At 34.9% G+C, this 25072-nt stretch carries 23 protein-coding genes and 1 pseudogene; 17 read left to right on the top strand and 7 right to left on the bottom strand.

From position 1 onward, the window contains the following. The first annotated feature begins 171 nt into the window (after positions 1-171). The 11 genes and pseudogenes from BCR21_RS04655 (at position 172) to BCR21_RS04610 (ending at position 13037) form a co-directional block, all read left to right on the top strand. Positions 172-4014, top strand: a complete 3843-nt coding sequence (locus BCR21_RS04655; RefSeq protein ID WP_069645327.1) for a SpaA isopeptide-forming pilin-related protein — start codon at positions 172-174, stop codon at positions 4012-4014. A 12-nt stretch (positions 4015-4026) separates the two neighbouring features. Continuing rightward, complete coding sequence (locus tag BCR21_RS04650) at positions 4027-4383, top strand: hypothetical protein (protein WP_069645326.1); 357 nt, start codon at positions 4027-4029, stop codon at positions 4381-4383. 15 nt (positions 4384-4398) lie between these two features. Then, the gene (locus BCR21_RS04645; RefSeq protein WP_069645325.1) at positions 4399-5133 is read left to right on the top strand and encodes a WxL domain-containing protein; all 735 of its coding nucleotides are present in this window, start codon (positions 4399-4401) and stop codon (positions 5131-5133) included. A gap of 120 nt (positions 5134-5253) precedes the next feature. Beyond that, on the top strand, positions 5254-5976 hold the full coding sequence (locus BCR21_RS04640) for a WxL domain-containing protein (protein WP_069645324.1): 723 nt from the start codon (positions 5254-5256) through the stop codon (positions 5974-5976). Positions 5977-6142: 166 nt separating this feature from the next. Then, positions 6143-7291, top strand: a complete 1149-nt coding sequence (locus tag BCR21_RS04635; protein ID WP_069645323.1) for a WxLIP family cell surface protein — start codon at positions 6143-6145, stop codon at positions 7289-7291. A 131-nt stretch (positions 7292-7422) separates the two neighbouring features. Further along, positions 7423-8256 (top strand): CPBP family intramembrane glutamic endopeptidase, encoded by an 834-nt coding sequence (locus BCR21_RS04630; RefSeq protein ID WP_069645322.1) that lies wholly within the window; start codon positions 7423-7425, stop codon positions 8254-8256. A gap of 276 nt (positions 8257-8532) precedes the next feature. After that, a pseudogene (locus BCR21_RS17340) lies at positions 8533-8811 on the top strand (transposase); the annotation flags it as partial. 213 nt (positions 8812-9024) lie between these two features. Beyond that, positions 9025-10407 (top strand): ABC transporter permease, encoded by a 1383-nt coding sequence (locus BCR21_RS04625; protein ID WP_069645321.1) that lies wholly within the window; start codon positions 9025-9027, stop codon positions 10405-10407. Between the two features lie 17 nt (positions 10408-10424). Continuing rightward, a complete protein-coding gene (locus tag BCR21_RS04620; protein ID WP_069645320.1) occupies positions 10425-11099 on the top strand; it encodes an ABC transporter ATP-binding protein in 675 nt (224 codons plus the stop codon). Positions 11100-11232: 133 nt separating this feature from the next. Beyond that, positions 11233-11934 (top strand): response regulator transcription factor, encoded by a 702-nt coding sequence (locus tag BCR21_RS04615; RefSeq protein WP_069645319.1) that lies wholly within the window; start codon positions 11233-11235, stop codon positions 11932-11934. Continuing rightward, a complete protein-coding gene (locus BCR21_RS04610; RefSeq protein ID WP_069645318.1) occupies positions 11934-13037 on the top strand; it encodes a sensor histidine kinase in 1104 nt (367 codons plus the stop codon). The genes BCR21_RS04615 and BCR21_RS04610 overlap by 1 nt, the downstream gene beginning before the upstream one ends. Positions 13038-13096: 59 nt before the next feature. Here BCR21_RS04610 and BCR21_RS04605 read toward each other — a convergent pair whose 3' ends face one another. Then, positions 13097-13468 (bottom strand): MerR family transcriptional regulator, encoded by a 372-nt coding sequence (locus BCR21_RS04605; protein WP_069645317.1) that lies wholly within the window; start codon positions 13466-13468, stop codon positions 13097-13099. Positions 13469-13638: 170 nt separating this feature from the next. Here BCR21_RS04605 and BCR21_RS04600 point away from each other — a divergent pair, with 170 nt between their 5' ends. Together BCR21_RS04600 and BCR21_RS04595 are read left to right on the top strand one after the other, a co-directional pair. Next, positions 13639-14022 (top strand): MerR family transcriptional regulator, encoded by a 384-nt coding sequence (locus BCR21_RS04600; protein WP_069645316.1) that lies wholly within the window; start codon positions 13639-13641, stop codon positions 14020-14022. Between the two features lie 276 nt (positions 14023-14298). Continuing rightward, positions 14299-14880 carry a GNAT family N-acetyltransferase gene (locus BCR21_RS04595; RefSeq protein WP_069645315.1) on the top strand — a complete coding sequence of 194 codons (582 nt, stop codon included), beginning with the start codon at positions 14299-14301 and terminating at the stop codon, positions 14878-14880. Between the two features lie 1265 nt (positions 14881-16145). Here the strand turns inward: BCR21_RS04595 and BCR21_RS04590 are convergent. Further along, positions 16146-16517, bottom strand: a complete 372-nt coding sequence (locus BCR21_RS04590; RefSeq protein WP_069645314.1) for an iron chaperone — start codon at positions 16515-16517, stop codon at positions 16146-16148. A gap of 113 nt (positions 16518-16630) precedes the next feature. Here BCR21_RS04590 and BCR21_RS04585 point away from each other — a divergent pair, with 113 nt between their 5' ends. From BCR21_RS04585 to BCR21_RS04570, 4 genes are all read left to right on the top strand, one after another. Then, positions 16631-17179, top strand: coding sequence for a DUF1697 domain-containing protein (locus BCR21_RS04585; RefSeq protein WP_069645313.1), 549 nt, complete (start codon positions 16631-16633; stop codon positions 17177-17179). Positions 17180-17267: 88 nt separating this feature from the next. Further along, positions 17268-17462, top strand: a complete 195-nt coding sequence (locus BCR21_RS17070; protein WP_069645312.1) for a hypothetical protein — start codon at positions 17268-17270, stop codon at positions 17460-17462. Positions 17463-17485: 23 nt separating this feature from the next. Beyond that, a complete protein-coding gene (locus BCR21_RS04575; RefSeq protein ID WP_069645311.1) occupies positions 17486-17941 on the top strand; it encodes a hypothetical protein in 456 nt (151 codons plus the stop codon). Between the two features lie 15 nt (positions 17942-17956). Then, entirely contained in the window at positions 17957-19039 is a 1083-nt protein-coding gene (locus BCR21_RS04570) for an endonuclease/exonuclease/phosphatase family protein (RefSeq protein WP_069645310.1), read from the top strand. Between the two features lie 46 nt (positions 19040-19085). Here the strand turns inward: BCR21_RS04570 and BCR21_RS04565 are convergent, their stop codons facing one another. The 5 genes from BCR21_RS04565 to BCR21_RS04545 all read right to left on the bottom strand — a co-directional run bounded on the left by BCR21_RS04565 (position 19086) and on the right by BCR21_RS04545 (position 24875). Beyond that, positions 19086-21422: a glycoside hydrolase gene (locus tag BCR21_RS04565; RefSeq protein ID WP_069645309.1), complete on the bottom strand. Its 2337-nt coding sequence runs from the start codon at positions 21420-21422 to the stop codon at positions 19086-19088. A gap of 142 nt (positions 21423-21564) precedes the next feature. Continuing rightward, complete coding sequence (locus tag BCR21_RS04560; protein WP_069645308.1) at positions 21565-22971, bottom strand: sensor histidine kinase; 1407 nt, start codon at positions 22969-22971, stop codon at positions 21565-21567. Further along, on the bottom strand, positions 22955-23599 hold the full coding sequence (locus BCR21_RS04555) for a response regulator transcription factor (protein ID WP_069645307.1): 645 nt from the start codon (positions 23597-23599) through the stop codon (positions 22955-22957). The genes BCR21_RS04560 and BCR21_RS04555 overlap by 17 nt, the downstream gene beginning before the upstream one ends. Before the next feature lie 15 nt (positions 23600-23614). Then, a complete protein-coding gene (locus tag BCR21_RS04550; protein WP_069645306.1) occupies positions 23615-24241 on the bottom strand; it encodes an FtsX-like permease family protein in 627 nt (208 codons plus the stop codon). Between the two features lie 64 nt (positions 24242-24305). Beyond that, positions 24306-24875 (bottom strand): glycoside hydrolase family 73 protein, encoded by a 570-nt coding sequence (locus BCR21_RS04545; RefSeq protein ID WP_069645305.1) that lies wholly within the window; start codon positions 24873-24875, stop codon positions 24306-24308. Positions 24876-25072: the final 197 nt, after the last annotated feature.

Here is a 25072-nt window from a genome sequence, read left to right as displayed (position 1 = left end):
TAAACTGCTATACCCGTTGGAGTGCCGGGGATCAGCCTTTGACTTGGTATAAAGATATAGTGAAAGGAATCTGTGAGACTAAAATTACAGAAGCTCAAGTAAAGACGATTAAATCTATGATTGAAGGGGGAATAAACACTAAAAAGTCAGTAGGATTTAAAGGAGGGAGGAATGAATGTGAAGAAAAAGCAAGAAGGCTTACACCTCAAAAAAAATGCACGATTGTTTGGTGCACTTGGTTTGGTCTTCTTAATACTATTTAGTTTTTTACTTGCAAATGGAAAAATTAGTGCAAAAGAAAATGAGAGAGTTGATCAATCAGCTGAAACACAGATAAAAAATCAGGGTACTTTGAATAATCTGACATCAGACATATCTCTTCAAAAGAGCACAGAATTACTACAAATACAGCCTAGATTCCCTGTAGTTAATCTAACGTGGGCAACAGTTGATAACAAAGGCGCTTACACTTATGTCAGCCCGGCTATCGTCCCAAAGGGCTGGTCACTGGCATTTGTCTCCAATACATCAAGTGAAGCATACTCAATTGGGCAAGCGCTACCTAGCTACAGTACCTTACAAAGTAGACTAACTGCAATGCTAAACCAAACGTATGGTGTAGGTAAATGGAAATGGACTACCTTTGAAAATGGTTATTCTTATTTTACTTGGTTTACAAGAGATACCCTTTCTGGAAATGCAAAAGTGATGTGGAATGGTATACCAGCGGTTGCACCAGAGTATTATCAAGGGTTAGAATTCACTGCAATGACCTTTACGATGGCGGCTGTGTATCAAAAAAGTAACCCATTATCTATCAAGCTTAAGAAAACAGATGAAAGTGGAGCTGCACTTGCAAATGCTCATTTCCAGTTTCAAAGTAAGAATTCACAAGGCAGATGGGCTGCATTTAATGTATTGAATGAATCAAATGACTACGTGACAGGCAGCGATGGAACCCTAACACTACCCCAAGCAGTTTTAAATGCTGTGGAAGCGTTAGGAAATAACGGAGAAAATCAGGCCTTTCGTTTTGTTGAAACTAAAGCACCTGATGGCTATATGACTCCAGATGGTTCAAGTCAATTTATTACAGCTGAAAAAGTGCTCTCAAAAGATAGTGATGGTGAACAATTATTCACATTGACAAACAAAAAAATACCCAAAATACCGATGACCATCAAGTTAAGAAAAACTGGAGAAGGTGGTGCAGCTCTTGCGGGTGCACATTTCCAATTCCAAACGAAACGGTCGAATGGTAATTGGGATGGGTTTGAAGTACCAGGTGTAACAAATGACTATGTCTCAGGCAGCAATGGTGAGTTTACATTACCACAATCAGTCTTGGATGCTGTTTCACAATATGGTGGAGATGGTAATAATCAATCATTTCGATTTGTGGAAACACAAGCACCTAGCGGATATCAGACACCAAATGGTTCAAACCAGTTTATCACGGCTGAAAAAGTAATCACCAGTAATACTCAGGGCGAACAGCTCTTCACTTTAACAAATAAACGAGCGATCGTTCAATCGTCCTATACTTTAGTAACCAATTTTACACCAAATCAAACATTTAATGTCGGAACTAGCCAACCAAGTAATGCTACGATAAAAAGCTGGTATGATAATCAGGTTCGTATTTATCAAAATGGTCAACCGTTAGAATTGTTGTCACCTAATGATTACGATATTACACTGGGAAATACTTGGAATAGCAGTACTGCTGGCAATTTTCTTTATACGGTTCGTATAACCTATAAAGGTTCTAGATATCAACTGGAAACAAATCCAATTAATAAAACGGCACACATCAATTTTGTTCAGCCGACAGCTGATATGAAATTGACGTTGAATAAAACAGATGCTAGCACTGGTGCAGCACTTTCAGGAGCGAAATTTGTTATCCAAGGCTTAGGTACAGATGGAAATTGGAAGAATTGGGCGGCTGAGTATACAACAAATGGGTCTGGTCAAATCGTTATTACAGACCAAACACTGTTAAACCTACTCTTGAGTAATCAGGGAAGTTCAGTTAATACGAAATATCGTTTCCGTGAGATTACTGCACCAAATGGCTATGAACAACCACCAGCATTTCCAGGATCGGGTTCAGAGTCAACAACAAGTGCGGCAGCATTTGCAACAGAATTTAAAATAACAAAAAATCAAGCTACGACTGTTTCTTTGACTAATAAAAAACTTGCTGTTAGTCCACTTAAAATTGTCTTGAATAAAACAGGTGATGGTGGAAAACCCTTGGCAGGGGCTACCTTTCAACTGGAAAGTTTTACGGGACAAAACACTTGGAAACACTTTACAGCAGGTGGGGAACCAAGTCAGTGGAAAACGGATTCACAAGGTCAAATCACCCTAAATGATTCTTATATAAATGCGATTAAATATTGGGGTAGCCAAGGAAACGATAGAGCGTTTCGATTCCGTGAAATAGAAGCGCCAAATGGCTATAAACAGCCAACTAGCCAGGATGATCCTGCTTTTATTACGTCATCAAAAGTCTTAACAGAGACTTCAACAGGGACTCAGATATACACATTAAGTAATCAATTGATTCCGAGTCCAACATTAACGTTGAGTGCTTCACCTATTAGTCAAACCTATCCACAAGGAACTGCTCAGCCAAGTAGCGCTGAATTAAAAACATGGGTTACAAATGTTTACTTGAACGAAGGAAGCACTTCGTCACCAGTCGCTTCTTCTAATTATTCAGTGACATTAGTTTCACCGACAACAGTTAATACAAGTGCTTCAGCGGCAGGAACAACTAAAAATTATCAAGTTAGAGTTCAAACAACTTCTGGTGGGAAAACCTATACTACAAACGTAACGGTACCGGTGACAATTACAGGACCCGCAGTTTATCAATTAACAGGTTTACCAAATGGAACGAAAACATTCGTACAAGGTAGTACGCCGACATTAACTCAAACGGAATTGAATAGCTGGGTTAGAGGGGTAACACTTACAGTAGTAAGCGGAGGAGGAGCTATTCCCGGACCACCTATATCTGTGCGTTATAACGTTTCGTATCTTTCACCGAGTAAACTAGATACTAGTACAGTCGGAAATTTTACCTATACAGTGAAAATTACAGCAACTTACGAAGGGATAACTTATACAAAAAATGTACAGGTTCCAGTGTCAATTACACCCAGAATTGAACCGATTTCGTTGGAAGTAATCGTTCGCAATCAAAATGGAGAGGCAATGCCTTTTCAAACGGGAGCCAAACCATTTGAACTGTTAGCTAAAGGAGGCAGCTGGAGTAACTCTTCAGTAGTCAACGCAATAAATCCAAGTGTAGTCACATTTCCCCAAAATACGATATCTACACAGAATTTTTATCAGTTAAAACAAGTACAAACAGTTAATGAAGACTATAATACTTGGAAAAATGGACAGCCAACAGCCGAGTTCGGTGTTTTTGCTCAAGGAGTCTATTATAACGGGACTTACTACACAATAAATAGAGACCAAGTAATCACTGGTGAAGGCTTAACATTGAACTATAATTCTAGCACAAAAAAATTAACGATTTATGTCGTGAATCAGGAGTTGCCAACCGGCGATTTCATTTGGGATGTTAAAGATAATTTAGATTTTGGTACGGCTACAGTACCTGTGCAGACAGAACTTCAGATGAATCGAAGCGATCCAAACTGGGGGATTCAAGTTGATGATAGCCGTAGAGATAATCTGCGTCAGAGATGGGCAATTACTGCTACTGTGACCAAAGACTTTACCCAAGATAAATCTATCTTATCAAATGTTCTAATGTTTAAACAAACAAGTGCAAGCTCCACTCAGCAGATGATTAAAGGTCAGGCTGTGGAACTGTACAACAGTGGACCAAATCCAGCAAAATTTAATAACATGATCACTTGGGCTAATGATGCAGGATTTTTCTTAAAGATTACCCCAGAACAGTCCAGAACGATCAATAATGGTGGATATAACGCTGAGATTTTGTTTAGCTTAAATGACACACTTTAAGGAGGAAAATCAATGAAGAAGAGATGGTTTTTTGTTTCGCTATTATTCATGGTTTTTAGCCTTGGAGTGTTAGGAGCGAAGCAAGTTGATGCAAGTGCTGTTAATGCTGAATCTCAAGGTGGCATTGTTTTACGCATTAAAGGTAAAACTGGTACAACCGATAGTGATAGCAGTATTAAAGACGGAGGGACCAATAATGGGGGAAAACCAAACGTAACTCATGGACAACAAACAGGAATAAGCGGGAAAGATTTATCTTTGCCGAAAATGAGTACGGTCATTAAATCGGGTTTGAGTGTTATTGGGTTGCTGATTTTGTTAAGTACTAGTGTTATTTGGTATCAAAATAAACGAAATAAACGCATTTAAAAAGGAGAAAAAGTAATGAAAGCAGGAAAGCTACTCATATTTGGCATAGTAAGCATGAGTGTATTTATCTTAGATGCGCAAATAAATCAGGCACAGACCTTGAATGCAACTACTGATGGTCAGATAACGCTTAAGGTTGACACTGACGGTGGTGGGATTGTTGATCCACCAACTGAAGGAGGCGGTGGAACAATCGTTCCACCAGTTGTTCCGCCGGTTGTGGGAGATAAAGATTTAGCTTTGATTTACTATCCAACATTTGATTTTGGTACACACGATTATACAGGAGCCGCTGCAAAATATTATGCTCAACCATTAACCGGAACAGTAGATGGCATATCTGTTGTCCGTCCGCAATTTGTTCAAATTCGCAATTCTTCAAATGTGTCACAATGGAATTTAAAAGTGACTGCTGGTCAGTTTATGGCACAAAATGGCACAAATAAACCAATTCCAGGAATGTTAATGACCTTGAATGATGTGAATAAAACAAATAATACAGAAAATGGCGGATCTGCCGTTGTAGCAAATCAAACGTTGCCGTTAACACCTGGTCAAGCTCAAACGATTGGAACATATAATAATACAGAGATTACAGGAACTTCAAGAAACTCGTTTATGTTCGGAATGCCAGGGAATGTGACTGCAGAAAATTATAAAGGTGTTCAACTTGATATTCCAGGTTCATTAGAGTTAGACAATGCTAAATATTTAGCCAATATCACTTGGACTTTAGCAGATACATTATAAAAATTGTATTTTCAATGTTATCGATTGTTCATTGAACAATTTAGATAAATATTAAGCATATTAACAGCCGGCTGAAAAAAATATGCTTAAAAAAAATAAATCATATCAAAGGAGAAAAAAATGCATACAAAAAAAATTATCGGGGCAGGACTTTTAAGTATTGGAGCAATTATTTTAGGAGCTCAAACAACATTTGCTTACACAAGTCCAATGACATTAAATAGACAAGGAAATGTAACATTTAATACAGAATGGCCAATCGAACCTCCTGGTGAGACAGTGCCACCAACTACAGTTGTTCCACCAGAAGAACCAGGAGCAGGTGATAGTGATTTGAGCTTGATTTATGCATTGAATTTCAGATTTGGTACGCAAACATACACAGGTCTAGATGCAAAATACAATGCAGTTCCGCGTTCATGGGATTTAAATGGGGGAGGCACCTTTACTTCACCTTTAGGCGCATCGGTGGGTAACTCTGATAATGTGGCACAATGGAGTTTATCTTTAGAGGCACAAAATTTCATTTCTCAAGATGGACAAAATACTGTGATGGATTCTGGAATGCAAATGCAATTAAATGATGTAGTTGCCGAAAATGTATCTGGTGATTCAGCTACAGCAGCAATTACTACTGCTCAATTAATCCCAGGTAACGCTGTTACATTAGGATCATTAACAAGCAGTACAACTCGTTCAATCAATAAATTTTCGTTTGGCTCAGCTGCATCTGTTGCCAACAATACGTATACGGGTGTTCAACTAGATATACCTGCAGGATTGAATATCAAGAATACTAGCTATCAAGCAAGAGTTGTATGGACATTAAAAGATACACTATAAGATAAAACGCGTATAAAATTGACAAAATTAAGGTGGTAAGATAAAGCTCTCTGAGTTTTATCTTAACCACCTTAAAATAAAAAAACTTTGTTTTAGCATCAAAAATAGACCAAATTATCTGTTGATTATCAATAATGAACGATTTTAGTATAGAGGAGAGAACAAGATGCGTAATCAATTAAAAAACATTTTAATGTTACTACTTTTTGTTGGCGGAATTACTCTGGTGCTGGTAGGACAGACGTTAGAGACAGAAGCTGCTGGAGTAAATTATTCTGTTAGAACAATTATTCCAGATAATCAAATAGATCAGAAAAAAACGTATTTTGATTTACGGATGGCCCCTAATCAAAAGCAAACAGTTAAGGTAGAGTTAACAAACAAGTCTGATCAAGAAGCCACAATTGACATACATATTGCCAATGGGATGACGAACATCAATGGCGTGATCGATTATAAAACGGATAAAGAAGTGTCTTTTGATAAAACATTGAAATATCCAATGACTTCAATTGCGACAGTTGCTTCTTCAGTAAAAATTCCTGCCAATGAAACGATAGAACTTCCGATAGAACTAAAAATGCCAAAAGATGAATATAATGGCATGCTCGCAGGTGCAATCGTTTTCTACCAAAAAGGTCAAGAGGAAGATGAAAAAGACAAAGAGAAAGAAGAAGCAGGTAGTATGGGTGTTCATAATGAATTTCAACACCAAGTTGGATTGGTATTGTCTGAAAATGATAATCCAGTTAAGCCGGATTTGAAATTGCAAAGTGTGAAAGCCTCACAGGTCAACTATCGGAATGTGGTTGAAGCAAAACTACAAAACCCAGAACCGATGGTAATGGATGAACTAAAAATTGAAGCCAAAGTTTCCCCAAAAGGTTCGGATAAAGTAGTTTATGCAGATACTAAAGAAAATATGCGGATGGCACCGAATTCTATGATGGACTATCCAATCTGGCTAGGAAGCAAACCATTTCAAGCTGGCAACTACACCTTGAAATTAACTGCTACAGCAGCTAACGGTGGAAAATGGTCGTTTAATCAGAATTTTACGATTACAAGAAAAGAAGCAGACAAGTTGAATAAAAAATCTGCTGTAGAACTGGATGAACTGACTAATTGGCCGTTATATATAATTATTGGAAGTATCGTTGTAATTATTTTAGCAATTATTGGGTTTTTAATTGCCCGTCACAAAATCAACAAAGCCAAACAAGAAGCAGTACTACTCGCTAAAAAAAAGGCACAAAGGAATCAAGAGAGAGCAGAAAAAAGAAAAAAAGGTAACGAAAAAAATAAAAAGAAATGAACCACGTTGTGATAAGTGAATCGATCAAGTTGAACTTTTGCTGTTATATGAAAAGGCAGTCAACCTCGTTGATAGTACTTCACAATGAATAGATATTTTTTCACAAATTAGAGAGAGGTGATCTGAATAGTATGAAACGAAATGAATTACTGAAAGATCGTTTTTGGTTTGAGAAGGATAAGCAAGATTTTCCTTTTTATAATGATCAACCTATCGCCTTATCTTGGAGACTATGGATTATCTGGGTAACTATAACCATTGGCACATTCTTCTTTTTTAGCGGATTGTTATTGCAACCAGTTATCAAGATATTAAATTTAAAAGAAAAACTTAAAATGGTGACGGAAAATCCACTCAATTCAATAGGGATAACATACGGTTTTTTAGTAGTGACTTTATTGATCGCTTTCGGTACTTATTGGATGATAGCTGGGAATCGATGGGATGCTTTATTTAAGAAGATAACATGGAAAGAATTTGGTCTGTCTGCCTTATTAGGCATAGTTGGTATGTTTATCACTGCGCTATACACCAAAATAGTTTTAACTGATTTATTTCATATTAAAACAGTGGCAGATGTGACAACTAAAGTGAATCACACCGCCTCGAAGAGTGTGCCTATTTTAAAGGCTAGTGAAACTGTTATTCAATTGATTGTTGAGGAAATGTGGGCAATAGTACCATTTCTATTTATTTTGATGATTTGTCACAAATCGCTTTTAATGAATCGGAAAAATAGTATTTTAATTGCTTGGATTATTTCTTCAATTATTTTTGGTCTATATCATATTCCATCGTATGATGGGAATATTGCTCAAGCTATCTTAGATATTGGTTTATCTCGTCTAATTTTGACTTTCTCCTATATAAGGTATAAAAATATCTGGGCATCATACACCACTCATCTCTTTTGGGATATAATTCCAATACTATCTGTATTAATTCAAGGAATGACTGGGAAATGAGCTATCTAAAAAAATATAAGTGTTGAGTATTGCAACATAGTTGAAAAATCGTCCATTTTAAAATTGTCACAGAATTAAATTTTGGCATTCAAGAGATTGACTTAGTAAAGTTTACAGCAAAAGATAAAGAGCTGAAATATATGAAAAAATTTGGGATTAAATAAACGTGTAATTTACGTTTGTTTAATCCCTTCTTATTTTGATGACTTTAGAGGGGTTCAAAGACTAAAGTGATTGGAAAAACAACCCGTATTTAGCGTTGAGGAATTAGTTTTCTTGTCGAACAATGATAAAGGTTTAGTACATTGTCGGTGGAATTATATGGACCTCATTGTATTTACACTGAAATACAGACAGAAAGTTATTTGAGGTAGAGAATATCGCTGTTCATGCACTGATAAATTTAGTAAGAATTCCCCCTAAACTGAGAAGTGTGTCAGATTTTGTGGACTTTTTTTTAGGAGAAGCGTGGTGATTATTCATGAGCATCATACAAATCTCAAATACAATTATGGGAATCGATATTACATGAGTACTGTATGTGGGAATCAAAAGATCAAGTGAGAGAAGATATCTGTAAAAGAGAAATATAACGCGCCATTTAAAAAGTAGAAAAATAGCGGTTGGTAGTCTTTAAAAAATAACAATTGTTAGAACTTCAAATAACTATATTCTCAGCTTAAAAAAATATCTAACCAAAATCTGACCCTAACTTTGTTAAGATGCATTTGCTTACAAACAAAGAGAGTAAACATTGGAGGAAACAATATGAGTTTTTTTAAAAGAGCACTTATCAGTATTTGGCAACGAAAGGGGCGAACGTCTTTATTTTTAGGCTTATTCTTGGTTGTCTTTTTATTGATTTTATCAGGTTTTGCCATTCAACAATCAGCAGAAAAAAGTAAAGTAGACGCACGAAAACAATTAGGTGCTGAAGTTCGTTTGAAAAGAGATAACGATAAAATTAAAGAAGCAATACTCAGCGGAAAATCAAGTATAACGCCGCTTTCAAAAGAAACTGTAGATCAGATCAGTAACTTGCCACAAGTAAAAAGTACCTTAATTACAGGTGAAACTAGTGCTGCTAAAACTGGTTTGAAATCTGTTGAACCTGAAGAAGATGCAGGAACTGATTCTATGAGTCCAAGTATGCCTGGAATCGATCCAAATCGTGAAGTGCCGGCTTTTAAACTATTTGGTACGAATGATTTATTGAAAACAGCTGATTTTAAAAATCGTGATGCCAAACTAATTCAAGGAGAAGCTATCACAGACAAAACCCCAGCAAACTCTGCTGTTGTTGAAGAAACGTTCGCAAAAAACAATCAACTAAAACTAGGCGACACATTCAAGATCAAAGGATTTTCATTGGATGGGGAAGAGAAAGAACAACAATATAAAGTGATTGGTATTTATAAGAGTGAAAAAGAAGTTTCAGCTTTAGAACGAATGTATGAAATGGCTCAGCCTGAAAATAAAATTTATGTAGATTTCAATACCTTTTTAAAAACCAGTGAACAAGCAAGTATTGATGATGCAACTTTTTATCTAAATGATCCTTTACAAGTCGATGATTTTGTAAAAGACGCAGAAACGAAACTGCCAACCGAGAGTAATTTCTTTAAACTAGATGCTTATACAGAACAATACGAGCAAATGATTGGCCCACTTGAAAAAATGGCCGCCTTTAGTTCAATTATGATTAAAGTGATCGTGGTAGCTGGAGGACTAATTTTAACGTTCTTATCTTTATTATCTATTCGTGATCGTAAAAAAGAAGTAGGAATTTTGCTTTCATTAGGAGAAACAAAAGTGAGAGTCATCCTGCAGCTAGTGGCAGAAATTTTACTTATTGGCATCATTTCCTTTGGGTTATCATTAGCCATCGTTGAAACAACCGGACAAAGTATTTCCAATATGATGTTATCAAAACAAGCTCAAGATGTAGGTCCTATCACCCAAGAAGATGAATACGGTCAAGAAGAAGCTGCAACGATAGAGCCTGTGGATAAGATGAAACTTGAAGTAAACAAGACAGTTATCTCACAAGCAGCGAGCTTAGGGTTCTTACTAATTATTATTACAACACTTGTACCAAGTATCATCATCGCTAGAACAGATCCTAAAGACCTGTTTGCTCAAAAAGAATAGAGGGAGAAATAGATATTATGAATTTAGAACTCAAAGACATCACTTACTCATACAAAGAAGGAATCCAAGAATACAAGGTCTTGGATGACATCAATTATACATTTGAAGCAGGAAATTTTTATACAATCATGGGACCTTCTGGCGCAGGAAAAACGACCTTATTGTCGATTGCCTCTGGATTAACAAGACCTATTGAAGGCAGTATTAGCTATCAAGGAAAAAATATCTATGATATGGGGATTACCAACTATCGAAAAAAATTCACCTCAATTATTTTTCAAGCATACAATCTGATTCCTTATATGACGGCCTTTCAAAATGTTAAGGTGGGGATGGAAATTAAAAGCCAGCACATTAAAAATATCAATGAATACGTGAAAAATAAACTAAAATCAGTCGGTATCACTGAAGAGCTGATGCATAAAAATGTAATGAAATTAAGCGGTGGTCAGCAACAAAGAGTTGCGGTAGCTAGAGCATTATCAGCAGATTCTCCACTTATTTTTGCTGATGAACCAACAGGGAATTTAGACCAGGTGACATCAAAAGGAATCATTGATATGCTAAAGGAGCTTGCTCTACTTGAAAAAAAATGTGTGATCATGGTTACACATGATTTAGATATTGCCAAACAAGCGGATATTAGTCTTATTTTAAAAGATAATACCCTTCAACCCTTAAAAAGAACGTAAGTAATGATGCTTTACTTAGTATCGTTTTTAGACTCAATATAAAAAGTTATACATTATTCATAAACCTCTCAATGTTTCACAAAAAAAGTATGTTATTGTTACTATAAGTGAGATTTTTGAGGAGGTTTATGAAATGCGTTTACTTGTTGTTGAGGATGATGTGTTATTAGGCGATGGATTGTGTATGGGGCTAAGAAAAAAAGGGTATGCAGTTGATAAAGCAATAGATGGATTTCAAGCAATTGAGATGATTGAAATAACCGAATATGATTTGATCATTTTAGATTTGTCTTTGCCTAATATGAGTGGCTGGGAGATTTTAGAAAATGTTCGAGCCCATGATTTAGAAATACGTATCCTAATTCTCTCAGCAAAAAATTTTGTTGAAGATAAAATCAAAGGATTAGATATGGGCGCCAATGATTATTTAACCAAACCGTTTGATTTTTTTGAATTAGAAGCTAGAATACGAAATCTATTGAGACAGAAGATTAGTTTAGAAGAATCCGTTATAATCTATGGTTCGATCAGTCTGGATTCTACGAAACGAGTTGTTAAAGTAGGAAACATCCCAGCTAAATTAACAAGAAAAGAATTTGGGATTTTAGAGTATCTAATCAAAAATCCAGAAGAAGTTTTCTCAGCGGAAAAATTGATGGAACATGTCTGGGATGGGGATGTAGATTTATTTTCTAATACGTTTAAGTATCATATGTATTCCTTAAGAAAAAAAGTAGCAGATATCGATCCAGTTGCTGCTGAAATGATTCAAACACTTAGAGGTGTGGGCTATCGTTTGGCTACTGAACTAATGGAGAGAGGGGGGCAAGAATAATGAGTTTACAAAAGCAAATCACGTTGTTAGTTAGCGGACTCTTAATTAGCATGTCATTGATTATGCTTTTGTTTTCCGTGTCAGGTGCAAATAAAAATTTCTCTGTTCAACGTTTGGCACGAATTGAGTCTGCTGTAGTTGATTCAAGTGTTAAACCTGATGAAGTCAGTGAATTAGGCATGACATTGGCAAAAGCCAGAATGTCGTTCTCCTCTAGTCTTATTTTTGTCTGGGTTATCGTGATTGTTGTAGGAACGTTTATCACATATAAATTAGTAGGCAGAAGCTTAGGTTCTCTAGTATCTCTTCAAAAAACAATGAGCCGTTTAGACACTGAAAATATCGGGAAAAAAATTGATATCGATCAGAAGCAACCAAAAGAAGTTCAAGCACTAAGTATGAGTTATAATGAGATGACCGCCAGATTAGATGAATCTTTTATTAAACAAAAAAACTTCGTTAACAATGCAGCTCATGAATTGAAAACCCCTTTAGCTGTGATTATTACTTACACACAACTATTACAAATGAACTTAGAATCTGATGAAGAAAGTAATAAAATGACCGAGGCAATTTTATCAAGCTGTGATAAACTATCGATTACTTTGGAACAGTTGCTTGTCCTTGCGAATGATAATCTTCTTCAGTTAGCAGATACTATTAGTACAGATTACTTGATTAATGAAGCCTTTGCTGACGTATCATTACAAGCCATAGATCGAAAAATCCATTTAAAAAATAAAAGTCAAAAGGATAGTCAATTTAAGGGCAATAAAAGTATGTTGAGTGTAGCACTAAAAAATTTAGTTGAAAATGCAGTCAAATATGGTGATGAGGATTCTACCGTTACAGTTACCAATATTTCTACTAAAAAAGACATTACATTTGAAGTCGAAAATAGCGGACAAGCAATTAAGGAAGAAGAAATAGAACGTATCTTTGAACCATTTTATCGTGGACAGAGCATTAACAATCAAATTATCGGTAACGGATTAGGATTAGCGTTAGTGAAAAAAATCATTGAAAATCATTCTGGAAAAGTATCATGCAGTACTCAAGGGAAAGAAGTGACTTTTCGCTTTTCTATCCCTATTCAGGAATAGCTATACCAAAAAAAGCACATGATTTTGTGAATTTTCAAAATCGTGTGCTTTTTTAGCGTCTAACTATTTTTATTATTGGCCACTCTTTTTTTGTAAACTTCTATTTTGTGGTCTAATACATCGATACCTTGTTGAATGTGTTTTATTTCATTCAGTGCAGACTGCTTTTGTTGTTGCAGTAAATCTAAACGGTTTTGATTCGTAGATTCTCCTTGATACCACCAAACGAGGTATTGCTTTAAGTTTTCGATTGTCATACCAGTTTTCTTCAAATGCATAAAAAAGTCGATCCATTCTTTATTACGGTCATCATAAATCCGAATATTATTTTGATCTCTTTTCACCGTGATCAAGCCTTCTTTTTCATAAAAACGTAGAGTATAAGGCGTAAGTCCAGTCATCTTTGAAAACTCATGAATTTTGTAAGCCATCGAGATTCCCTCCCATGTTATTACTACGTTTATTTTACCACTTAGAGTCAACAATAGGTCAAACAAAAAAATTATCATTATAATTAAATTCATCTTGACTTAGAGTTCACTTTAAGTGGTAATCTAAAAATAAAGAAAATCTAAAATACAATGAGAAGGGGAAGACAGCGATGAATATAAGTACAGCAAGTAAAGAAACAAACGTAAGTGCAGATACCATTCGTTATTACGAGCGAATTGGTTTGATCCCACCTGTGAGAAGAAATGAGAGCGGGATTCGTGATTTTACAGATGAAGATCTTCGCTGGATCATTTTTAGTAGACAAATGCGCAGCGCAGGACTTTCTATAGAAGCTTTAATAGAATATCTGGCACTTTTCAGATCAGGAGATAAAACGATTCCTGCGCGAATAGATTTGCTTAAAGAACAAGAGAAAGAACTTCAAGAGCGGATCGATGTCATGCAAAGTGCACTGGATCGATTACAATACAAAATTAAAAATTACAATAGTCATGTTGTCCCGAATGAGAAGAAATTGAAAGAGTTTCGTTAAAAATTGAAAGATTGAGCAAAACGGTCATTTCGTTTTCACTCGGTCTTATTTTTGTGATAATTAAGCCTATAAGAATTGGGATTGTGAAAGGATCATTAATCTAGAAAAAAATAACCACTTATTGAGAAATTACTTGATTATATGAGTGTCTATTACGTAAACTATTATAAAGAAGACCTAAGACTGAATCGTTTCAAAGCTAACATAAAAATGCAGACAAGAAATTAGCACAAATTATATTGAGTCCTCTAAAAAAAGTATAGTAGGAGAACTGCCATGATAGAGACACAAAGATTGATCATTCGAAAAATAGAAGAAACAGAAGCTGATTTAAAGGCGTTATATACAATTTTATCTGATGAAGATGTAAATAAATATCTTCCGTGGTATCCCGTGAAGGACATAGAAGAAACTAAGAAATTTTATAAAAAAACTATTGACGTTAACTATCAAAAAAATGATGGCTACTATTTTTTAATCTGCCTTAAAGAGAATGCTCTTCCGATTGGTTATATTGCAGTGAGTGGTAGTGAAAATCATGATTTTGGCTACGGGTTACAAAAAGCTTATTGGGGAAAAGGGTTAATCACAGAAGCCAGTGAGGCAGTGGTCCATTTTTTGAAAGCACAAGGTTGGGCGTATATTACGGCTACACATGATATTCATAATATTGGTAGCGGAAAAGTTATGCAAAAAATTGGAATGGAATACAAATATTCATATAAAGAACAATGGCAACCTAAAGACATTAGTGTTACGTTTAGAATGTACCAACTAAATCTTGATGAGGATAAAAAAAGAGTTTATATGGAGTATTGGGATAGATATCCTGAGCACTTTATAGAAGAGGGGATATAATTAGTCATATAAAAAAACAAACAACTGCTTACCCAAATGTTAATAAAATGGTTGGGTTTTTAGCTTACAAAAAAGGAATAGCATTTTGGATAAACAGTTGTTTGAAATAGTGGGCTCTGCAACCCCGCCGTTTTTTACTTGAACGTTAGAACCTAACTTCCGCCAGAAAGATCCTAACTTTTACTGGTGTATCAGAATTATTGCTACTTTTCGTTATTCAGTCTTGTAGATCTAGGAAAATTATTTGTCTGCATGTTTATTTTTCAAATCATTTTTTTATACGCATTGATTTGGCAACCTTTTTAGACTGAGTACAAAAGTATGGTGAACAATTGATTCTAGCAACACTAGCTCGTAAGCACTAAGGAATTAGTTAAGAAAAAAGGAGAACTTAGTGTTTACTATTTATAAAAAGAGCGAAAAAATACGGTATTGGTCACCAACCAATACCGTGCAAAAGTTCAATGAATAATCATCAACTATCCAAGTTACAAAAATTTTGTAAAAAAACACTAGTATTTCTTACAAAAGTTAGGTAAAATGAATAAGTCAATGCGCATTGACTGGGCAACTTGTATTGTCAGTTCGTGCTGACGATACAGGGCTCTGTAAGAGGATTTGCTGTCTTCTTATAGAGTGCCTGTTTATTTTGTTTTTCGCTCTAATTATCTAATAATCAATACAAAACTAAAAAATGGTACTAGTCAGCAACTAATACCATGAAGCGTTCGTTAAATAAGTCTTAACTAAATCATTGAATTCGAAAAAAGACTAGTAATCTTTTCTTACTTTTAGTACAATGATAATAGTCAATAAACTATTGACGGAGGCAACTTGTATTATTAGTTCGTGCTTATAATACAGGGCTCTGCGGGATGATTTGCTGTCCTCCTGCAGGGCGCCTTTTTTTATTTAATTTTGTAATATTATCTTAACTTAAAGGTATGAGTATAGTCAATGGAATTTTTAGAAATAGTAAAAAATAAATTGAGAGAGTAAAAAATAGCCTTGAATCATACGAACAAGTATTTTGTAGCTAAAGAAATTCTTAATCTTTTGTTCGGTGTACTGAAAACACTAGAGAAAAATTTTGACACTAAAAAAATCCCATCTTGGTTAAGATGGGATCAGTTCTTATTTTATCTTTGGGGAAGATAATTAAGTAACTCTCTATGCATAAATAATAATAGATTCAAACAGAATTTGCTACTTCAATAAATTCCCATCGATAAAACTTTTTTGAATAAAGGGGGCTTTTATATAACTTATTCCCGCCAAAATTTCGTGTAATCAATCTTTTCTTGAACATTGTAATCAATGATTTTTTTCAATAATGGATAATCGATTGGTTGATCCCAAGTGATTTTGATGATGTTATCTGTATGCTGATATCCAGCTTTTTCGATTTCGTCTTTAAATGTTGCAATTGTGACTGTTTCAGGAGCAATTGAAAGGTGCTTTTTAGAAGTACTGTACGCGATAATAAAGGTTTCATGGTCAGTAAACATAGGTTGGTTCCACTTTATTACGACTTTGAATTTGGGATAAGTATTCATCGTCCAATCAAATAATTCTTCTACCCGTTTACGATTTTCTGGTTCACTAATGCTTGAAAAAAATTCATTTATATCTTTCATCTGTAATACCCTCTTTTCTTTCTAGTTATTGTTTTCTCTATTATAATATAAGAGTGGGGTTGACGATAATATTTGCTTTAAATAAAATGATTTTCTGGCTGGGGGAATTTAAAATGACAACATACATTGCTTTATTACGGGGCGTCAATGTCGGTGGAAAAAATCGAGTGGTCATGGCAACGTTGAAAGAACGCTTAGAACAACATGGCTTTACAAAGGTTGTGACATATTTAAATAGTGGGAATGTGATTTTTGATAGTGAAGAAACAGAGATTTTTCAACTGGCAAAAGATTGTGAGAAAGTAATTGAAGCGGAGTTCGGGCTTAAGATCATCGTGACAATCGTGTCTGCTGAGGATTTGCTAGCAGCGTTAGAACAGATACCAGAATGGTGGGATACAGATAAAGCATCAAAACATAATGTCATTTTTGTGATTCCACCAACGACAACTGAAGAAGTAATCGCATCTGTTGGTGAAGCTAAAGCAGAATATGAAAAAGTAGCGTATCATGAACGTGTTATTTTCTGGTCAGCACCAATCAAAACATTTTCTAGAAGCCGCTGGTCAAAAATTGTTGGAACGAAGATGTATAGTCGAATTACGATCCGAAATGCCAATACTGTAAATAAACTTGCGGAACTAGTGCAAAAAAATAATTAAAAAAAGAACTTGTCTCGGAGATACCTCCAGGGTTTATACTTTCCTTGTTGACTGATCAAACAACAGCGAATAGAGAAGAAGTATAAAGATGAGTAAAAAAGTCTGGTTAGTAACAGGAGGTTCAAAAGGGTTAGGCTTGATTTTGACGAAATCTTTGCTCAATAATAGACATCAGATAATCACAACAATTCCTAATAAAGTAAGCTTGATTCAAATGCTATTTTATATCGTATTGAATCAAACCAATTTTATGTTTATAATGAACATTACGTTAAAAAGATAAAAATGTAGTGGGGGAAAAGATAAATGTGGCAGTTTATAAAAGATAATCTATTTATGATCAAAAGAGCTGGATTGTTATATAATATGAAACCTATGAATACTTTTCTTCTTACTTTACTTCTTGGTACAACAGGGATTCCTAGAATATTAAACCGAGACTTCATTTCGGGTGGTATTTTATTTTTCCTATGTATTTTTGTTTTTAGTGGTATGGATAGTAAAATACTTATCTGGATCGGTCTATTTGATGCGGTTACAAGTCTTTTCTATAGAGAACCAGAACCAAAAAAACAATATGTCGAAGATAAACATAAAATCACCCGAGCTAAAGTGACAAAAGATGTTCAAAAAGAAGTTGCTATTGAAACACAAAAGAAAACTAACAAAATAGGAAATAAAATCTGTCATTTTTGCGGAGCACCAATACCTTCAAATGAAACAGTTTGTTCCTATTGTAGAATGGAAGAAAATATACAATAGGAAGTTGAGAAAACAATGAATTTAAAAAAAAGTATTAAAATTTTTTCAGGTATTCTAGTTATTTTTACCGCAATCATTTTAGCTTATGTTGGCTATGTTTATTTTAGTTATTCTAGAATTTCTGATGATTTATCTGTTGAAATCAGTCAAAAAGCCAAAATAAAACAAGCATCAACGAATCAAGAATATAAAATCACAACGTTTAATGTCGGCTACGGCTCTTATACACCAGATTACACATTCTTCATGGATGGTGGTAAACAGTCAAAAGCGGTGAGTAAAGAAAGTGTTGTTGAAAATATCTCTGGAGTGATTGATACGACCCAAAAAATCAATCCAGATTTCGCTTTATTCCAAGAAGTCGATGAAAAGGCTACACGTAGTCACAGAGTGGATGAGGTAGCTCAAATCACTCATCAATTTAACGATTATTCTAGCGTGTTTGCGACTAATTATGATTCAGCATTTCTAATGTATCCAGTTCTAGATCCAATCGGAAAATCAAAATCGGGTATTCTCACGTTGAGTAATACAGCAATTGAAGAGAGTACTCGTTACAGTTTGCCGATTGAAACGAATTTTAATAAATTTTTTGATTTAGACCGTGCTTATACAGTATCGAAAATCCCAGTTGAGAATGGCAAATATCTAATGATATATAACGTTCATTTATCTGCATATATCAAAGATCAAAAAATCCAAAAAGAACAAGTTCATAAGTTGTTTGATCATATGGAAAATGAATATAAAAAAGGAAACTATGTAGTTGGTGGTGGAGATTTCAATCATGATCTGCTAGATTCGTCGACTGAAACATTTAAGAACGATACAACAGAAGAATATACATGGTTACAGCCGTTTCCTAAAAAAGAACTGCCGAAGCATTTACAAGTCGCGGCAATGAACAAAACAAAAATCCCAGTACCTTCAGTGCGGAATTTAGATAAACCATATAAAAAAGGGGAGTCATTTGTAGCTCTAATCGATGGGTTTATTATTTCGGATAATGTCGAAAATATCAGCGGAAAAGTGATCAATGCGGAATTTAAAAATTCGGATCATAATCCGGTTGAGATGACGTTTAAGTTGAAAAAATAAAAAAGAAGCGAGGCCTAAACAAAAGGCTTCGTTTCTTTTTTATTACTTAATCTTCCGTTTTTATAACCGTTTCTTTCCCATCATTAATGATCAAAGCAGTATGACTAGAAACCTTAACAATATCTGCATTGTAATCAGTACCAGAGAAATTAGCAATCACGGATAATTTATCACCAAAATCTGTTTTTTGAACCAAACGATCGTCTGTTAACACTTTGAAATCTGTCATTTCATGTTGTAAAGCAGCTTTTTGGAAAGGACTCCAAATTTTAGCATTTTCTGAGATATCTTGTTTATGCTCATCCCAAGCAGCTTTGTCGATATGCATCATTGGCGGAGTATTGTATAGATACTCTTTCATACGGCGTTCACCGACTTGATCTTTGATTTTATAGCTATCCCATTCCCATTGGTGAGAAGTGATCACCGAACGATTGTAAACGAGCTTGTAAAGTGGAAGAGAATAAACAGGATCAGTATAAATCGCTTTGTATTCTTCTTTGATCGGTACAACTTTTTTGTATTTTGTTGGAATACCGCCATCTAATGCAGCGTAACTTCCTACATAGTATTCACTTTCTTTGTTTTCACGCATATCAGGGTCGGACCACATAATGACAGGAGTTTCGATTCCATGAGCAAAAACCATATCTTTGGAAGCAAAGTCGTTTCCGCCTTCAGAACCGACAACTTGACCATTTTGATTAAAATAATCCATCCGTTTTAAACGTCCGGCAACATCTTCACTTTGTGTCGTCAAGTGATCTGGGCTATAGTCATTATAAATTTCACCAGCGGCATCTGTATCCAGAAACCAAGAGTTGAAAGGAATTTTATTTCGCATGATGCCTGTAAAACGTTCTTCTACATCAGGAAAAATTTGTGTTGGATTCAGTTTGCGTCCTTTACCTAAGAAACCAGCAACTTTTTCACCATTTTTCTTCGTTACAGTGGCGTTTTCGTATAGATTTTTATTAAGGAAAGAGGCAGTGTTCCAATCAATACTGGCATTTTCCTGAATTGATTGATAAGAGTCATAAGGACCAATCAAGTAGCCTTCATCAACAGCTGTTTTGACCATCGTTGGGTTCATCAAGCCGTTCGCCCAGTTTGGCAGACCAATCCACGCATTTTCGACGCCTGAGGCTTTCATATCTTTGAAAACGTCAGATGAAGTTGCTTGTCCCCACTCTTCTAGTGGAGGGGTTAAATCACCTAGGACACCAGCTAATAAGTGTTTGTTTAATGTGTAACGTTCCTGTTCACTTAGTTTGTCGATGCCTTTATCGATCAGTTCTTGCACCTGTGCATCTGGATTTTTGAAAATATCTTTATTATAAAATTGTGGATAAAGTAGTACATAATTGATTGATGTTAAGAAGGTATTTTTTTCGAATTTATAGCCTTCATTGTTTTTAAACGCTTCTAAAGCTTTTAGATATTCCTCAGAGCCATCTTCGCCATATTGCGTCAATAATTCACCGATCCATTGGAAAATTGGTTGGTCTACCATTTGAGGTAGTTTCCCCCATTTAATATCTTCCGTTGTTAAAATACGGCTGTTCCAGTAATAAACTTGAATTGCACCACGCATTTTTTTGATTTCTGGATTTTCTTTTTCTTTTTCATCCAGTGTTTTGAATTCACCTAAATCAATTCGGTCCATTTGGTAGGTTTTTGCGATTGCAACAGGATCATTATCGGTAACGTAAAGTCGGTAATTCAATGTTTTATTTTTGTCGAAGCCAATAAAATTGTGACTAGCTTCAAAAGTAAGGTGAGGCTCTGTTTTAGTTAAAAGATCGCTATTAAATGTATTATCCATTACAAATGTTGTAGCAAAAGTTTCTTGATTGGTTGTGAGAAAACTCATTGAGAAAGCTTCACTCATCGATAATTCTTCATTTTGCTTAAAATAAGCAAGCCATTCTTTTTGATCATTAGGAATCGTTTTTCCTTCTGCAATGGGTAATACATAATTTTTAGCTTCTAGTTTAGGCCAGGTAAACGTTGTATCTTCATCGGATAAACTTGTGAGCGCTACAGCTAGATGATTGTTTTCTTTTTTCAGTTTGACTTTGAGTTGTTCATTTGGGTAGGTCCAGCTGATCTCATCTTTGCTCTTTTTTAAATCAGTCACTTCTTTTGCTTCTTGTGGTTTTGATACTTCTGCTTTTTCACCATTTTCGGTAATTGAAACAGTGAAAGTTGCAGGATCAACATCAAAAGAGAAATCTGTTTTAGCATACGTTTTATTTTTCTCGATTTCTTTGTTGACGATCAGCTCTTCTGATTTGCTAGACGCATTTGTTTTGTTGAAGTTACAAGCTGATAGAGAGAGTGTGATTGCGGCTAGACTTAGATAGATAGTGAATTTTTTCATTGATAACTTTCCTCCTATTTTAAAAGCGTAGTGGGCTAGTCCTGTTGGAACAAGCCGTGAATCTTAATAACATAAACTAAGTCTAGCAACTTAATGTTACAGAAAAATGCCAAAATCATCATAAAAAAACAAGCGCAAAATACTACGCTTGTTCGCTAACTTTATAAAATTGTAAAACAAAAATCAATGTCTTATGAACTAATCTTGCTTCAATCGTAAAGCCGTGTTCAGTCATGATAGACTGAACGATCGATAAACCGAGTCCTGTTCCAGAAAGGTTTTTATTCCGTGATTTTTCATGGACATAAAAGGCTTCCCAAAGCTTATCTACATCAAAATCCGAAGTTAAAGAGGTTTGATTACTGATCGTAAATTCGATAAATTCTTCTGTTTCACGCCAACTGGCTTGGATCTCTTTATCTGTGGTGTACTTAATGCTGTTGGTCAATAAATTATCAAAAACTCTTTTGAGTAAAATCGGATCTGCTTCAATCAATGAAAGAGGCGTGTCTGTATCTGCTTCCAGCAACAAAATCTCTTCTTTTTCCATTGTAGGTCGAAGTTCTGTTACCGTTTGTCGCCAAGTATCTGATAGTTGTAGCGGTACTTTATGAATAGGCTGTTGCTGTTCTAATTTTGCATAGTCCAACATCTGATCTACGATATCATTTAATCGCTGAGTTTGCTGTAAAATCACATTTAGATAAGTTCCGTCATCTAAATCATCTTCAATTCCTGAACCATACGCTTTGATCAAGGCAATCGGCGTTTTTAGCTCATGAGTCAAATCAGCTGTAAATTGTTTCAGCTGTTCATTTTTAGCAAGTAAGTTTTTTTGATATGTTGCCAAAGCGTAACTCATTTTATTGATGCTGAGAGCTAACTCCCCAATTTCATTTGCTGGAATATCATTTGTTGTTACAAAACTCAATCCAGTGATCTCTTCCGCTACTTTTTTTAGATTGACTAAAGGATCTGTTATTTTTCGAACAGAAATGTAAATCAACACAATGATCAACAATAACGTGATACTTAAAGAAATAAAATTAAATGTATTGATCAAGTTCGCAGTTTCTGAAAAATTCACCGTAGAAATACCAACCAAATAAAAGGTATTATCAATCACGCGCATCTCAACTAAGAAAGTGGATTTTTGTTTCCCTTGATCGAAATTTCGTTGAACAGGCTGAGGGCTATTTTTGAGTTGATCCACTGTTTCTTGTGTGATCCAAAAACGATTTAATGCGACTTTTTTTCGATTCAACTCTAAATTCAAAGCTTCATTAAAATCATCAAGTGAGGTACCATCTAACCTTCGTGTGATGATCGTGACTTGATTGTTGTCTTCTAATTCTGCTAGTTGTTGTTGTGAATTGGCACTATGTTGAATTTCGGTCATGACAGAGGACACTTTATGTTCCATTTTTGAGAAATAATAGTGGGGGACGATTAAACTATTCAAAATAAACATAACAATAAAGCTGCCAATGATGATCAATGAAAAGGTCAACGTGAGCGTCGTACTGATTTTTCTAGTTTTCTTTTTCAATGAGATAGCCCACTCCTCTTTTTGTGGTGATGATCTCATCGCCAATTTTTTCACGAAGTCGTCTAATATGCGTGTCAACAGTCCGCACTACGCCATCATAATCCATTCCCCAAACACCGACTAAAAGCTGTTCCCTCGTCAGAATACTTCCTCGGTTTTTAACGAGCATCATCAGCAAATCAAATTCTTTTTTTGTTAAATCCAGAACGTGTTCATTTTTCCAAACGTTTAAATTAGCAGGATCGATCAGTAAATTTTTTACATAAATCGAATGCGTTAGACCAAGCAATTTTTTTACGCGTAATAATAGCACTTGGGGATGAAATGGTTTGGTGATGTAATCATCTGCGCCGACGGATAAAGAAAGAAATTCGTCTTCACCTGTTGATTTAGCTGTTAGCATCAATACCTTTAATGAACTTTCAGCTTTGATTGTTTTAATAACCTCTATACCATCGATTTTCGGCATCATCCAATCAATAATAGCTAAATCTAATTTTTCTTGATAAAAAATATCTATGGCTGCTTCACCATCTAGCGCAGCAAAGACCGTAAAACCGGCTTTTTTTAAATAGGCACTAACGATTTGAACCATTTCCGGACTATCATCCGCAACTAAAATATTCACACGTATTGACTCCTTCTAAAGATTTGTTAGTTTTTGTTTCAGGTAGAGAAATTGGCAAATAAGTAAAAGTGAAAATAATCCGATCAACGAAAAATCCACATAAATGACAAAATAACTTGGTGGATATAAAATACTTGTCAGCCAAGAATCTGACGACTGAAAAAATAAAGTGTAAAGACTTTCAGCTGTGAACAAACTCAAAATACAACTAGGTAAAGTAAGTAACATAGATTCAATAAAAAGCTCCGAGGTTACTTGAAGTGCTGAAGCACCTAACATTTTTTTGAGGATAAGTTCCTTTTTATCTAGTATAATGGCTCTTTGAAAATAAAGGAATAGATACAAAATTCCAAATAAAAATAAACCGATACTGAAAATAAGGAATGCGGTTTTTAAGCTTTTTAATAAAGTGAGCAACTGTTCATTGGAATTTGACTGAAGCAAGATATCCATTGAATCAGCTTCTTCTAGTATCCTTTTTTGTTCTATTTCTTCCAAATGAATTGCTGTAAGCCATCCATGAAGCAGAGTGGTTAAAACGAAGAAATAAAGGAAAGAAAAAATACTTTTCAAAAGAGCCGTGACCTTATTTTGTAGGAGATTGTTACCACTATCTTTTAAAACATAATAAAGTGCATACATACCAACAATCTCCTAACGTAAAGCATAACTGGTTTAGCTAAGAACAGCTTTTAATATGCTTTAATTACTTATCGTATTTATATAGTTTAAATTCATCGATCAATTGAATCAATTTATCAGCATAGTCTGGATCGGTTGCATAACCACCATTTTGCAAAGCGACAGCTGCTTCTCGATAATTTTTACTTGTTTTGATTCCTTCATACGTGCCGCCTTTTAAAAATTCCATATGATCGACCATTGATTCTTGGATCGTTTCATATTTTTTAAAGGAATCATCAATCGTGATCCGTTCGCCATCGATAAACTCATCCGTGGGCATAATACTAGATTGGTCGTTAAAAGTACCTTTGATCCCGAATAAATTTTTGGCTTCTACCGCTAGATCGCTGCGGCCCCAGTCGGACTCTAAAATTGCTTGAGCAATGGTGATACTGGCAAATAAATGAGTTTGTTTTTGTAAAAGTTTGGCTTCAGATGCTATTTCATTAATAAAAATCTGCTGATAAGCAGTCGCTTCATCTTGGATTGGTTGTTCTTCTTTATTAAAAATAAGGAAAAGACTAGCAAATGAAAGAAGTAGAATCAATAGTAATGGTAAAATATTTTGTTTTTTTAGAATTCCTTGATTCATGTAATAACCTCTTTTCTTTAAGTATTACATTCAGTATAAAGGTTAAATGTTACAAAAATGTGCCAAATAAGTTAATAATTGTTTGACTTTCTTAAGAAACACTTCAGTTTGGGGACAAAATTTTCTGTTTAACAGAAAATAGAATGCGATTGAGCAAGAGAACAAACTGTTATAAGGACACGCGATGCAACTTAACT

The sequence above is a fragment of the Enterococcus ureasiticus genome, assembly GCF_001730285.1.
Classification (GTDB): domain Bacteria; phylum Bacillota; class Bacilli; order Lactobacillales; family Enterococcaceae; genus Enterococcus_L; species Enterococcus_L ureasiticus.
This window is presented reverse-complemented; position numbering and strand designations above follow the sequence as displayed.